Genomic DNA, 13,457 nt, shown 5'->3' on the forward strand with positions numbered 1-13,457 from the left:
AACATTACAATTTTGAGGTAATTATGGCCACCACAACCCCTTCGTCTTTACCTGTCACCGTGCTGTCCGGCTTTTTAGGTGCCGGCAAAACCACCCTGCTGAACCAGATCCTGCACAACCGCGATGGTCTGCGCATTGCCGTGATTGTCAATGACATGAGTGAGATCAACATCGACGCGGCTCAGGTTAATCAGGAAGTTAGCTTGAACCGTGCCGAAGAAAAGCTGGTGGAAATGAGCAATGGCTGCATTTGCTGCACCTTGCGCGAGGATCTGCTGCTGGAAATTGGCAAGCTGGCCCAGGATGGCCGCTTTGATTATCTGGTGATTGAATCGACCGGCATTTCAGAGCCCTTGCCGGTGGCCGAAACCTTTACCTTTGAGCATGAAGATGGCAGCCGTTTAAGTGACATTGCCAGGCTGGATACCATGGTAACGGTGGTGGATGCAGCCAATTTTTTGCAGGATTACCAGCAGGCGAAGGATTTAGCCAGCACCGGTGAAAGCCTGGGCGACGAGGATGAACGCAGTGTCGCCGATTTGCTGATAGAGCAGGTGGAGTTTTGCGATGTGCTGGTGATCAGCAAAGCGGACTTGGTGTCCGCGGAGCAACTGGCCAATTTGCAGGCGGTGCTAAAATCACTGAATCCACGGGCAAAGCAACTGCTCGCCGATCACGGCAAGGTGCCTTTGCACCAGCTGATCAACACCGGCTTGTTCGACTTTGAGCAAGCGGCTCAGGCACCGGGTTGGTTGCAGGAGCTGCGCGGCGAACACACCCCGGAAACCGAGGAGTACGGTATCAGCAGCTTTAGCTTCAGTGCCCGTCGCCCTTTTCACCCGGAGCGCTTTTATGCCTTTTTGCATCAGGACTGGCCGACCGGGCGCTTGTTGCGCTCTAAAGGCTACTTCTGGCTGGCGGCACCGGCCGACTATGCCTGGCAATGGCATCAGGCCGGCGGCATTGCCCGTTATGGCATGGCAGGCTTGTTCTGGCAGGCGGTGCCCCGCGCAGAATGGCCAGAGGATGATGAAAGCCAGGCCGCTATTTTGGCGCAATTTCAGGACCCCTTTGGTGACCGACGCCAGGAGTTGGTGTTTATTGGCCAGCAACTGGATAAGGCCGCCATGCTGGCGCAGCTGCACGCAGCCTTACTAACCGATGAGGAGCTGGCGTTAGGCGAAGCTGGCTGGCAAGACTTCGCCAACCCTTTTGCACAGAGCGCCGAAGAAGCTCTGACATAAGCACCGAGGAAACCCAGGCATGAGCACCATTGCACAGATTCGGCCAGAACCAACCTCTGAGCCAAACCCAGCCAACTCTTTTGCCAGACAGCAACTGGGAGCAGAGCGCGACAGCCTGCTGGCGATTTTTGAGCCCGATGTCAATTTGGCGGTCTGGCAGCGTGCATTAGCACCAGCTATAGACTCGTATTGCAAACGGTTGCTGGACCAACTGTCCTTGCCACTGCAACGCATGCTGCCCATCCAAGACATTGCCGATGCCTTGACGGAGGCACTGCCAGCTGGCGATGGCAAAACCGACTTTATCGGCGATATCCAGCTGCTGGCAGACATCTTTGCCTGCCTGATGGACTGTCCGCAGCTCGGGCTGCGCCTGCGGGTGCTCGATAAACCCATGTGCCCCAAGTTTCATACCGACCATCTGCTGTGCCGGCTGGTCTGCACCTACAGCGGCCCGGCGACCGAGTGGCATGGCGGGCTAATTGCCCGACCTGAAACCACCATGCAATTGCAAACTGCCGATGTTGCGCTGCTCAAAGGCAGTGGCTGGGATGGCAGCCAATGCCATGCCATCAGTCACCGCTCACCGGCCAGTTCCGGCAAACGCCTGCTGCTGACACTCGACCCAGTCTGGTAGCCGTTTTCAGCCCAAAGCTTGTCCCTGAGCCATTTTTCTTTTAGGCTGCGGTGATTTTTTTATCCAATAACACGAGGTTTTTATGACAACCCCGGTCTCAGACAGCCAAACCGGCTTTATTGCCTTTGTAGAACGTGTTGGCAGACGGATCCCGGATCCGGTCATTATCTTTATCTATTTTCTGGTGGGCGCTTTGCTGCTAACCGCCCTGATGGGTGGCATCACCTTTGAAACCCATGGCGCTGGCGGGGTGCCTGTGGTACACGAAATTCAAAACATGCTGGCACGGGAAAACGTGGTCTGGCTGTTTGATAATGCCTTGCTGGCCAACTGGCTGGGCTTTGGCGGCGGCGTACTTGGAGTTATTCTGATTGTGATGCTCGGCGTGGGCATTGCCGAGCACTCTGGCTTGTTTGGCGCTGTGCTGAAAAAAATCAGCCGCGCCTTGCCAGTGAAGTGGCTGCCACTGCTGCTGGTTTTTTTAGGCATTATGAGCTCCATTGCGACCGATGCCGGTTATTTGATTTTGATCCCACTGGCTGGTTTGCTTTATGCAGGCTTGGGCAAGAATCCATTGATTGGTATGGCGGCCGCTTTTGCCGGCGTCTCGGCCGGCTTTAGCGCCAACCTGATCCCAGCAACGCCGATTGATGTGATCATTGGCGTCAATGCCCAGGTTTTTGCCGAGGCGCAGGGCATCCCCTTCGTCAATGCCGCTGGCGAGGCCTTAACGCCAGCCACCATGCACTACTACTTCATCCTGGTGTCAACTTTTGTACTGGCTGCCGTCGGCGCCTGGGTTACGGTAAAGTTTGTCGGCCCACGACTGGAGCACAAGCCGTACACCGTCCCTGAAGATTTACAGATTTCCGACTTTGATGTCACGCCAGCAGAGCAGCGCGGCCTGCGCGCCTCCGGCATTGCCTTGCTACTGGCACTGGCCGCAGTCGCCGCTCTGGCACTGGGTCCACTGGCACCTTTCACCAATGAAGCCGGTCAGGAAGTGACGCCCTTTTTGAACAACATCATCCTGGTGATCACCTTTGTGTTTGCGGCCATCGGTATCGCCTTTGGCGTTGCCAGCGGCAAATTTGGCAGCATGATGGATGTGGTGAAAGCCATGGTGAAACAAATGGACACCATGGGTTACATCCTGGTACTGACCTTCTTCTGCTACAACTTTCTTGGCGTGCTCAGCTACAGCGGTCTTGGCGCCTACATCACCTACCTGGGTGCCAATGCACTGATTTTACTGGGCTTGCAAAGCTACCCGGTGCTGTTGTTGATAGGCTTTGTGCTGGTGACTGCGCTGATTAACCTCTTTGTCGGCGGGCTTACCTCGAAGTGGATGCTGCTGGGACCGATTTTTATTCCGATGCTGTACATGGTAAACCCGGCGATGACGCCGGATCTGGTTGCTGCAGCCTTCCGGGTCGCCGATTCAGCCACCAACATCATTACCCCGATGATGACTTACGCCGGCATTATTCTGGCCTTTATGCGCAAATACAATCCAGAGCTGCGCTTTGGTGAAATGATTGCGATGATGCTGCCTTATTCGCTGGCCTTTTTGGGCGTTTGGATCCTGCTGCTGGTTGGTTTCTTCAGCTTTGGTATCCCGCTCGGCTTTTAAGCGTGAACGACACTGGCGGCTTGCTTTAACGGTAATCCGCCAAAATCGCCTCCAGGCTGCCATCTTGCTTTAACGTCTCCAATGCACTGTTTAAACGCTGAATAACTTCAGTGGGCATGGCTGAATTGCAAGCCAGCCAAAGTTCGAACACTCGTTCGCTGGTGGCGACCGGAAACACCGGAATCCCCTCACGACGGGCGATAAAGGGACCACCAACGGAGCCTGCCAGCCATAGATCTATGCGCCCGGATTGCAGCATGGCCAAATTGACCGGAATGTCCGTAACCCGCTCGACCCGAAGGCCTAAACTCTCGGCATAATCGGTAAAAGCATCCTCCGTCTGGCCGCCAATCCGAAATCCCCGTACCGATGCAAACTCAGCAAAACTGGATGCTGCGGGATCCAGACTGAATAACTGCACCTGCTCCTGACTCAGGGGGCCAACCCATTGATAGATGCTTTCCCGTTCTTTGCTTCGCACGGCAGAAAAAAAACAGCTATCCGGCTCGGTCTGGGTAAAGCGCTGTGCACGGCCCCAGGGCACCACGGCAAAATTGCCTTGATAGCCTGTTTTGCTTAATGCCAGGCGCAACAACTCAACATTGATGCCAGCAACACCATCTGCAGCAGAGTAATTCCAGGGGGGATAATCTTCCGTGTATAAGTTTAAATGAGAGGCCTGCTCAGCCGGCACCACATAGGCGGCCAAGCACAGCATTCCTATCACAGCAGCAACTTTTTGGCTCACTTCATGATCACTTCTATCCAGCTATGCTCCCAGTCTAGAGCCCGGCAGCAACAATTGCCATATTTAACCCCATTTTCATGATCGACCAGCGTAATGCCCCTATACTGACGACAAGACTGTCTGCGGGGCCAGCCATGTATTTACGCAAACTGATCGTATCGCTCTGTATACTGGTAGGCATCAGCCTGCTGCTGTCTGGTATTGGTTTTTGGGCCCATCAGAACTCTGAGTTTCATACCAAGCGCAATCGCATTGCCAACCAGATGCTGACCGAGTTTATTTCGCTGCGGGCCGATAAGCAGCGCCTGAAAGTCTGGCTGGCTGAGTACTTGCTAACCGACGACGCCAATACCGCTTTCCGTGATACTCTGTTCGGCCGCATGCAACAGCAATTACACACCCTGGATCAACTGGCCATTCGCGATCAGCTTTACAGTACCAGCGAGCAGGACTTGCTGCTGATTATGCAGCAGGTCAAAGTCATTTCCTTACTGCAATCCAATTTACACACGCTGGAACATGCACTGAAAACCCGCGAAATTGCCGCCTACCAGGATGATCTTGAGCGCTGGCGCACCCTGATTAGCTTGTTTGATAAGTTTCAGGACACCGATCTGTCTGAATTGTTACAGCAGGCCATTGCCGATCAAAAGCAGCGGGCCAGCAGTACTGAGGCGGATGCACTGTCTGCCGTGCAACAGGTGCAACACACCATGCTGCTGATCAGCCTGCTCGGTTTGCTGTTTGCCATTGTCATTGGCTGGCACTTATCCCGGGCCTTGAGCCAGCCATTGCAACGGCTGCTGGATGGTACCAAGCAATTGCAGCAAGGCAACTTTGCCCACCGCATTCAGGAACAGGGGCCAACCGAATTTGCCGAACTGGCCCGGCAATTTAACCTGATGTCAGGCTACATTGAAGCTTTTGCCCGCCAGGAGAAACAAAGCCAGCTTGCAACCGAGCAACGGGTGCAGGCCCGCACCGCCGAGCTGCAGCAAGCGCTGGCCCAACTGCATGAAACCGAGCACCGGCAAAAACAGTTGCTGACGGATATCAGCCATGAGCTGCGCACTCCGGCCACCAGCATTCAGGGTGAAGCCGAAATCAGCCTGCGCGGCAAGGACAAAGACAGCGCTGAATACAAAGAAGCCTTTGGCCGTATTCTGGCGGCCAGCCAGCAATTAAGCCGGCGCATTGAGGATTTGTTGCTGCTGGCAAGAGGTGAAGAGCGCTTGCTGCATGTGCACTTGCAACGCATCAGTGTATTTGATTTCCAGACTCTCGCCACGGCTACGGTGCAACAGCAACTAAGTAGCGGCTACCAGTTAGCGCTGAACATGCCAGCCAAGTTACCAGCCGACGCCTGGCTGCTGCTCGATGCAGACAAATTTGCCAGTGTGCTGCGCATTATTACCGACAATGCCCAACAGTATGCCGCCACTAACCCGCAGCTGCAGCTTAGCCTGGCACTGAGTGACAATGAGCTGCAGTTGGAGCTGTGCGATCAGGGCATTGGCATCAATGCAGAAGAACAGGAGCGCTTGTTCCAGCGCCACTTTCGCGGAACTGCCGCCCGCAATGCCCGGCCCGATGGTTTGGGAATAGGACTTTGCATTGCCAAAGCCATTATGGAAGCGCAGGATGGCACCATTGAGCTGCATCCCAATCAGCCTCAGGGCACCCGGGTGCGCCTTAGCCTCCCCCTTTTTAGCGGAACCCAGCATGAAAATACTGATTATTGAAGACGACGAAAAAGTCGGCAGCTTTTTATCACGAGGCTTAAAAGCGGAAGGTTACCTGACCTTGCTGCTGCAGGATGGCCTGCATGCCTTGGAGATGGTACGGCAGTTTGAGCCGGATGTGATTGTGCTCGATCGTATGCTGCCGCAACTGGATGGCCTGACCCTGTGTCAGCAAATCCGCAGCCAACAAATTCCGGCCCGTATTCTGATTTTATCTGCCCTGTCCGAAGTGGATGAGCGGGTACGGGGCCTGCGGGCCGGCGCCGATGACTATTTGGGTAAGCCGTTTCATTTTGAAGAGCTGTTAGCCCGGATTGAAGCCCTGGCGAAACGGGATGTCAGCAGCCTGCATCAACGTCAGTTGCAGGTGGCCGATCTGGTGCTGGATTTAGACAGCATGCAAGCCCAACGCGCCGGTAAAGCACTGCAATTAACGGCCAAGGAACTCGGCATTCTGGAATTACTGATGAGCAATAGCGGCAAAGTCTATAGCAGGGAACGGATCCTGACCAATGTCTGGGGTCTGAATGAAGATCCGCTCACCAACATCGTGGATGTGTACATGGCGCGGCTACGCAAAAAAATTGATGAATCCCATGCGGTCAAGCTGCTCCATACCCGCCGTGGTTTGGGTTATTGCTTGCAGCCAGAATAAAAAAAAGGCTGGCCGCAGAGGAGGGATGGCCAGCCAAACTGGGTTGGGATGAACAACACTTACAGAAACAATAACCAGCTTACTCACTAAATAACGTTACCCTGGCAATGGCATCCTTGCCATTGCTCCCCTACTCGTCCGCTTAGTTGGCACTAAAAGGCAATGACGAGTGATGCAGTACGATGCGCAGGGCGCCCTGCTCGTCTTTTTTGAAGCCCCAGGTTTTGTCCACGGTAGTGACAGCGCCACTGGCATCGGTCAGCATCACATGGCCCATGGTCAGTGCCAGGTCGCCGTTGATGTACACCGCCGCATTGTTAAACTGATAACCGGTCCAGCCTTTTAGCGCAAAGCCACTGTCAGTAGGAAATGCGCTGTTGCCACCAACAAAATAGGCCAAAGCACCCTCGTAACTGGTACGAAAGGTTTGCTCGCCACTGGCCAGCGTAGGCTTAAACAAGACAGCACCATGGCCGTAGCCATAAGCCGCATCCAGTACCGAGCGCGCTTTTTGTTCTGCCTTATCGCGGCCACCATCGGTGTAAGCAGAGCTGATAGCAATCAACGCTTGCCCCCAAGCCTGTTGGGCAGCTTTCACCTCAGCTTCGGTGATGTTGTTGTTAACCACCGGCGCTGCAACTACCTGCAGAGCAGCCAGGCTAAGCACGGTTCCAGAAATTACGGATACAATTCGAGTCGACATAGGTTTTCCTTTTCAGTGAAGGGTGCAGTCACACCGGACAGGGGTTACTTTACAACTCCGGCATGAAGGGAAAACCGACTAAGGGATGAACACAACACAGCGAACAGATTAAAACAAGATGAACAGCACCAAGGCCGTAGTTAAGGGCGACGTTTCAGCAACTTGCGCTGCAAGGTGCGGCGATGCATACCCAGCACCCGGGCGGTTTGTGAGATATTGCCATCCTGCTTTGCCAGCACCCGCTGGATATGCTCCCATTCCAGTTGTTCCGGGCTGAGCAAACTGGGCGTTGGGCCTATGCCTGGTTGCTCAGCTGCCGGCGGGCCAGGCTCAGCAGGTAAGTCCCGGCCACAAAGTACCTGCAGCAACTGCTGAAAATCGACCGGTTTGGTCAGATAGTCGTCGGCACCTAATTTCACTGCCTGCACTGCATTGGCGATACTGCCATAGCCGGTTAACAGCACAATCCGGCAGTTGGGAAGGGCTGTACGCAGTGGCTCAATAAAACTCAAGCCAGACTGGCCGGCAAAACGTAAATCCAGCAGGTAGGCATCGGCCTGCTCGGCAATCAGCTGGTCGCTGGTACAGGGCTCGGCAAAAGTCACCACGCTGGCACCGGTTTGCTCAAAGCGGCGTGCCAGGGTGCGCAGCAGCACCGCATCGTCATCGACCAAGACCAGCTTAATGTGTTCCGGCTCATTCATACATGCCTCCTTGGCAGCTCAATGCAGGTGAGCGCGCCATCGGCCAGATTACTGCGGACAACCTTACCGCCTAATCGCTCAATGCTGGCATTGGCCAGAAACTGACCGATGCCAAGGCCCTGACTACTCAGCTGTGGCAAATGCCCCAGCTCCTGCAAGCGCTGCTCGGAAAATCCCTCGCCATAGTCGCGAATGCGAATGCTGCAGCCTTGCGCGCTGAGCTGGCAGGCAATTGAGAGCTTTGACTGTTGCCGCGCGAGGCTGGCATCGGCGGCATTATCCAGAATATTCAGCAGCGCCGCCGCTAAGCTTTGCGGCTCGGCCAGTAAAAAATCAGTAGCCTTACGGTCAAACTGGCAGTCGACTTCAATATCAGGCCGGCTGGCCAGCCAACGCTGCACCGTTTGCTCCGTCAGTGTTAATACCGGCTCGGCTTGCTGCGGCTGACGTAAACTGCCGGCATCCTGGCGCAGCTGCTGCACCAGATGCTGACAACGCTGCAATTGTTGTTGCAAATCCTTCAACTGGTCACTTTGAGCTGCGTCGACCTGAAGCTCATCGGCAATCAGTGCCATGGTTTGAATCGGCGTGGCTAAATCATGGGCGGTATTGGCGGCAAAAGTGGCCAGTGCCAGCATTTGCTCCTGTTGCAGCTGCTGTTGCTGCAACTGGTTGAGCACCCTGGCTTGCTTACGAATTTGCCGGGCCTGAGCACTGATAAACCAGCTGATCAGTGCTGCAGAAAGCGCAAAAGCCCACCACATTTGCAGCAGATGCTGATCAAAGCTGCCATGCCCAGCGCCATGATGCGCATGCGCCAGGATGGCCGCGTTTTCCGGCTGCAACTCCAACCAGGGACCGGCAGCTGACAGCGCATTGAGATCACCCAATTGCAGCAGCAAGGTGTACGCCAGCACTGCAATCAGGGCCACCAGATAACACAAGCGGCCCGGCAACAACACCGAAGCCATCGCCACCGGCAACAGCAACAGCGCGACCAGACCATTGCTGACCCCGCCGGTTAACAGCAGCATGCAGCACAGCAATACAATGTCGCCCACGGCGTAGAGCGCATATAGCCGCATGCTGTAACGGTTGGCATGGGGCAGTAACGGCAATAACAAATTGGAGGCGGCAAAAAGGCCCAGCAAAAGCAACAGCAAAGGCCGGGAGCTGACCGGGTAATGCAACAGCAAGGCGGCCAACATCGCCAGTGCGATAAAGCCAATCACCCCCCAACGAAAGCGGGCTAACTGACGCAATTGGTGCTGCGGTTCAAGAACAGTCAGGGAGAGCATGACACACAGGTTCCACAAAAAAGACGGCTGCCAGGCAGCCGTTGCAAAATGTCATTACAGACTATCGCACAGCAGTGGAAAAGTCTGCACTAAGAATAACGGCTGCCCCCCAAAAGCACCATGCGACATAGTGTCGCAGTCGCAATGAAGATTGCTGTAATGAGGAGTATCTTCGACAGTAAGATAGAACGGACTTAAAATCACTTTCCACTGACTGGTACTTGACGTAACTGCTGCAGCCTTTCATCCAGAGTTAGTGTGTGGCCATCACATATATCGCGCTCAGCCAGGTGCATCAACTTGAGCAAGGCAATGCCTTCATCCCGCAAGCGGGCGCTGACTTCAGACTCTATCCGAAACACCGCTTTACCGCCTTGTGTCACCACAATCGGCTCTTCTAGTTCCAGCTTGGCAGCATGTTGTTTGATGTAGCTGATAGTTTCAATTCGCATTACCTGTCCAGCCATAGCCTATAAATTATATATAGCCTATGATCAGAGTCAGCGCCGAGCAAGCCGCATCGCAAAGCCCATGCCAGCCAGCAGCAAGACCAGTGCCATCATGGCCACCACCACTGCATCGCGGCCATCGCGCCCCAGCCAGGGCTGCAAAATGCCCCATTTGTGCACAAAGGAAAAGCTGTAACGCTCATAGCGGCTGCTGCGGCTTTGTTGCTCCACCAGTTGACCACTGGCACTGTCGACAAAAATCCGACCCTTGGCGTAATCGAGCTGCCAGACCGGCAGGCGCTTATTGCGAAAATCGTAATCCGGCCCAAAACGCTGCACCAACTGTTGTCCGGATAGCGCTTCGGGTGTTAGCCCAATAAAGCGCTCCGCCAACAGCTGCGCATACGAAGCATCATCCAGCACTGGCGCATCCGGCAGCAGAGGGATGAAGAGCGCCCCATGCTCAGATGCCTGACCGGCAAAGCGGCTGTGCCGGTCGGCCTGCTGCCCGGCATTGTGCAGTGACAAGCGCCAGTACCAGTGCGAAGCGGGCCCCTGTACCAGACTGGCGCTATTCAGTACAGCACCCCTAGGCAACACGTTTGCCGGCAGTTGCCAGTGCTCTGGCAATGGCTGGGCGTTGCTGGCGGTTAAGCCCAGCGTATCCGGCTGTACATACTTATAAGCAAAGTGATAGATACCTGTCAGCAAATACAAGGTCACCGGCAGCCATAATCCCCAGGACAGCAAATAATGCCAACGGCGCAGGCCGCGACGCTTCGCCTGAAACGGCAGTCGCAACAACAGCCAGCCGCCGGTCAATACCAACAGCAAAGCACTGCCCAGCAACAGCGTCATCAGCAGGGCTTTTATAAGTGGCACCCCATCGAGCCACTGCCAGCTGTGAAACTGGCGAAACAGCGCCTGCAAGTTGGTTTTATAGCTGTTGGTGATGCCCGCCAGACTCAGGGTTTCGGTGTGCACATACAGACTGAGCCCGGGGTCAAAATCGACCTGCCACACCGGTAATAAGCGATTGACCGACGGGTAGGCGCTGTCAAACTCGGTTTGCAAACGGCTGCGGCGCACCTGGGTTTCATCCAAACCGCTGTAGTGAGTGGCCAACCAGATCGCCATCTGCTGATCGCTGATGGCGCTGGCTTCATCGCTCAGGCTCAGGTAGTGGCGCGGGCTTTGCAGGTCCGAGGTTAGCTGCAACAGCACCTGCTGCTGGTAGGGCACCAGCTTCACCAGCGACTGAGCGGGCAGATTGGCTTGCTGCAACCGCTGCATCGCCTGGTTCAGCTCGGCTTCGCTTAAGCTAAGCATCGGCGGCCGCATGGTGACGGCCTGTGGCCCGGTCCAACTCATGATGGGGTGCGTCACGCCGGTCAGCGCAAACAGCAGCAAAGTGATGCCACCCAACCAGAGCAGCCTGCGGTGCCAGCGCACCAACTGGCTGGTGCGAATTGCGTTTGATGTGGTCATGGCTGCATCCTCATACTCTGCACCTTAAAATTGCCAGGTCGCCGAGACAAAAACACTGCGCGGCATGCCGGGCCGATAATCAATATCGCTTGAGCCCACCTGATTGCTGGTGAGGCTGGAATAGGTCTTATCGGTCAGGTTCATCAGCCGAATCGCCAGTTGCCAGTGTTTACTCAGCTGATAGCGCGCCCGCAGGTTGAACAGATCATGCCCCGGGTAGGTATTGGTGTTGGTCTCATCGGTGTAGTAACGGCCAACCTGCTGCCATTCCAGCTCCAGCCATAGCCCCTCAATGCTGTGCGGTTGGTAACTCAGGCTGCTTTGCCAAAGCTGACGCGGCGCTTTGCCTACCTCAAAGCCAGCAAAGTTGCGGGTTTCGTTGATAGCAGGCACACAGGCCGGTGGAAAGCAGCTGAATAAATACTGAAAATCACGGTACTTTTGCCGGGTAAAGGTGCCACTCAGGTTCCACTGCCAGGCGTCGCTGAGTTGCCAGCTGGCCATCAGCTCCAGCCCCCGATGCGAGGTTTGGCCGGCATTGATGACCTTGCGGGTGTTGCCATCAATGTAATTGACCACATCGTCTTTAATCTGCAAATCGTAGACACTGGCATCAAGCCGCAGCCCATCCAGCTGCACCCGCCAGCCTAATTCATGGTTGATGGCGGTGACCGGTTTCAGCTCGGTGGTATCCTGACTGGAGCCAGGGCGAAACACCTGCCCGACCGAAGGCACCCGAAAGGCATGGCGACGATTGGCATACAGCTGCTGATTCGAAGCCAGCTTGTAAACGACGCCGAACTTGGGGCTAAGTTGCTGGTAGCGAATGCGCTGCGACTCGGGTCGAAGCCAGCTAGTACGCCCTACTTGCTGCGGCACCGACGGATCCAGCTGATCGGTGTAATCGACTTCAAACCAGTCGTACCGGGCGCCCAGGCTCAGGATCCATTGCTCTGAGGCAAACCATTGCAACTGCGCATAGGGCGAGATGCTGGTTTGATCGGCCTCAAAATGGTAATTGCTGCGACCCGTCTGCTGGTAGTCGATAAAAATACCGTCTTGCAGTAACACACTGATTTGCTGCTCACGGAAAGTAGCAGGGGTGACATCCAGGTCCACTCCGGCTGTCCAATTTAAATCCGCTGAAGCCTGTTGTGAGAACTGTGTGAGCAGCCCATAGGAGGAAAAGCGGGTGGACTGAAGCACAGGATCAAAGGTCAGCATCCAGCTGGGCATCAGATCCGAGCGATTGTTGCGGTAAAACGGTGTCAGCATCCATTCGCTGCGATCGGACAGCTGATAACGCAGTTCCGTCGATAATCGAAACGCCTGCACATCACGTGCGCCCATCTCGCCATGAAAACGGTTTTTTCGAGGATTGTTGGTAAAATCAGCCAGGTTTAAGCCCGAAGTGCCGCTTTGGTCAATGCGGCCAAAACTGGCCAGGGTTTTAAGCTGCAGCTGCGGTGTTAAGTCACTGTCTAAGCGCAAGCTGCTGGATAAACGCTGATAATCGGCTTCTTCGCGAAAGCCATCGCTTTGGGTACGATTCAGTTGCAGCCGGGCCCGGTGCTGGGCGTTCAGAGCACCGCTGAATGCCCCCAGGCCACGTTGCCAACCATCACTGCCAAGCTCGGCCTGCAGCCGGCCACTGAGTTCATCGGTCGGCTCTGAGGTGAGGATATTAAAAATACCGCCAATGGCATCGCTACCATAGAGCGCCGAACCCGGCCCCTTGGTTACTTCTACCCGGCCTGCGCTCGGCATGTCAATTTCATACAGCCCATTGTGATTAAAAAAGCCGGTCGGCCGGGTTGGCAGACCATCTTCTAAAAAGAGGTAAACCCCGCCGGTGGTGATGGGCTGTCGAATGGCCGTCATATGGCCTTCCCCACCCAGATCATTGACATGCACCCCAGAGATCCGGTTTAACAGCTCGGCCGGATGACCCGGATTGACGTTTTGAATGCTTTCTTCGCTGAGCACAGCCACGGATTCGGCCAGGTTGACCAATGCCTGTGCCTGCCGGCTGCTGGTGACTACCAGAACCTCAAGCGAGGACTCATGCCGCACCATAAGGTTCTGGCCTGCAGCAAGGCTGAGCGGGAGTAAACTAAGGGCCAGAATATTAGAAACCATGAATAAGCCGATGATTT

General features: G+C 55.2%; 12 protein-coding genes. 5 read left to right on the plus strand and 7 right to left on the minus strand.

Annotation, left to right across the window (positions count from 1 at the left end; translation table 11 throughout):
• The first annotated feature begins 23 nt into the window (after positions 1–23).
• The 3 genes from zigA to BLW37_RS13420 all read left to right on the plus strand — a co-directional run bounded on the left by zigA (position 24) and on the right by BLW37_RS13420 (position 3,514).
• On the plus strand, positions 24–1,244 hold the full coding sequence (gene zigA, locus BLW37_RS13410; protein ID WP_091343666.1) for a zinc metallochaperone GTPase ZigA: 1,221 nt from the start codon (positions 24–26) through the stop codon (positions 1,242–1,244).
• A 19-nt stretch (positions 1,245–1,263) separates the two neighbouring features.
• Positions 1,264–1,881, plus strand: coding sequence for a DUF1826 domain-containing protein (locus BLW37_RS13415; protein WP_091343668.1), 618 nt, complete (start codon positions 1,264–1,266; stop codon positions 1,879–1,881).
• An 82-nt stretch (positions 1,882–1,963) separates the two neighbouring features.
• A complete protein-coding gene (locus BLW37_RS13420) occupies positions 1,964–3,514 on the plus strand; it encodes an AbgT family transporter (RefSeq protein ID WP_091343670.1) in 1,551 nt (516 codons plus the stop codon).
• Positions 3,515–3,539: 25 nt separating this feature from the next.
• Here the strand turns inward: BLW37_RS13420 and BLW37_RS13425 are convergent, their stop codons facing one another.
• Positions 3,540–4,262: a substrate-binding periplasmic protein gene (locus BLW37_RS13425; protein WP_245785738.1), complete on the minus strand. Its 723-nt coding sequence runs from the start codon at positions 4,260–4,262 to the stop codon at positions 3,540–3,542.
• Between the two features lie 134 nt (positions 4,263–4,396).
• Between BLW37_RS13425 and BLW37_RS13430 the strand changes: the two genes are divergently transcribed.
• A complete protein-coding gene (locus BLW37_RS13430; protein ID WP_091343673.1) occupies positions 4,397–6,004 on the plus strand; it encodes a sensor histidine kinase in 1,608 nt (535 codons plus the stop codon).
• Positions 5,985–6,659, plus strand: a complete 675-nt coding sequence (locus BLW37_RS13435) for a response regulator transcription factor (RefSeq protein ID WP_091343675.1) — start codon at positions 5,985–5,987, stop codon at positions 6,657–6,659. Before BLW37_RS13430 ends, BLW37_RS13435 begins: the two co-directional genes overlap by 20 nt.
• Positions 6,660–6,801: 142 nt before the next feature.
• On the opposite strand, the gene BLW37_RS13440 is transcribed toward BLW37_RS13435, so the two are convergent.
• The 6 genes from BLW37_RS13440 to BLW37_RS13465 all read right to left on the minus strand — a co-directional run bounded on the left by BLW37_RS13440 (position 6,802) and on the right by BLW37_RS13465 (position 13,440).
• Positions 6,802–7,362, minus strand: coding sequence for a phosphoribosyl-AMP cyclohydrolase (locus BLW37_RS13440; protein ID WP_091343677.1), 561 nt, complete (start codon positions 7,360–7,362; stop codon positions 6,802–6,804).
• 140 nt (positions 7,363–7,502) lie between these two features.
• On the minus strand, positions 7,503–8,066 hold the full coding sequence (locus tag BLW37_RS13445) for a response regulator transcription factor (RefSeq protein ID WP_091343678.1): 564 nt from the start codon (positions 8,064–8,066) through the stop codon (positions 7,503–7,505).
• Entirely contained in the window at positions 8,063–9,364 is a 1,302-nt protein-coding gene (locus tag BLW37_RS13450) for a sensor histidine kinase (protein WP_091343680.1), read from the minus strand. The genes BLW37_RS13445 and BLW37_RS13450 overlap by 4 nt, the downstream gene beginning before the upstream one ends.
• A gap of 200 nt (positions 9,365–9,564) precedes the next feature.
• Entirely contained in the window at positions 9,565–9,816 is a 252-nt protein-coding gene (locus tag BLW37_RS13455) for a prevent-host-death protein (protein ID WP_091343682.1), read from the minus strand.
• 48 nt (positions 9,817–9,864) lie between these two features.
• Positions 9,865–11,301, minus strand: a complete 1,437-nt coding sequence (locus BLW37_RS13460; protein ID WP_091343683.1) for a PepSY domain-containing protein — start codon at positions 11,299–11,301, stop codon at positions 9,865–9,867.
• A 24-nt stretch (positions 11,302–11,325) separates the two neighbouring features.
• Entirely contained in the window at positions 11,326–13,440 is a 2,115-nt protein-coding gene (locus tag BLW37_RS13465; protein ID WP_091343686.1) for a TonB-dependent receptor, read from the minus strand.
• Between the last annotated feature and the right edge of the window lie 17 nt (positions 13,441–13,457).

The sequence above is a fragment of the Alkalimonas amylolytica genome (genome assembly GCF_900107845.1).
GTDB lineage: Bacteria > Pseudomonadota > Gammaproteobacteria > Enterobacterales > Alteromonadaceae > Alkalimonas > Alkalimonas amylolytica.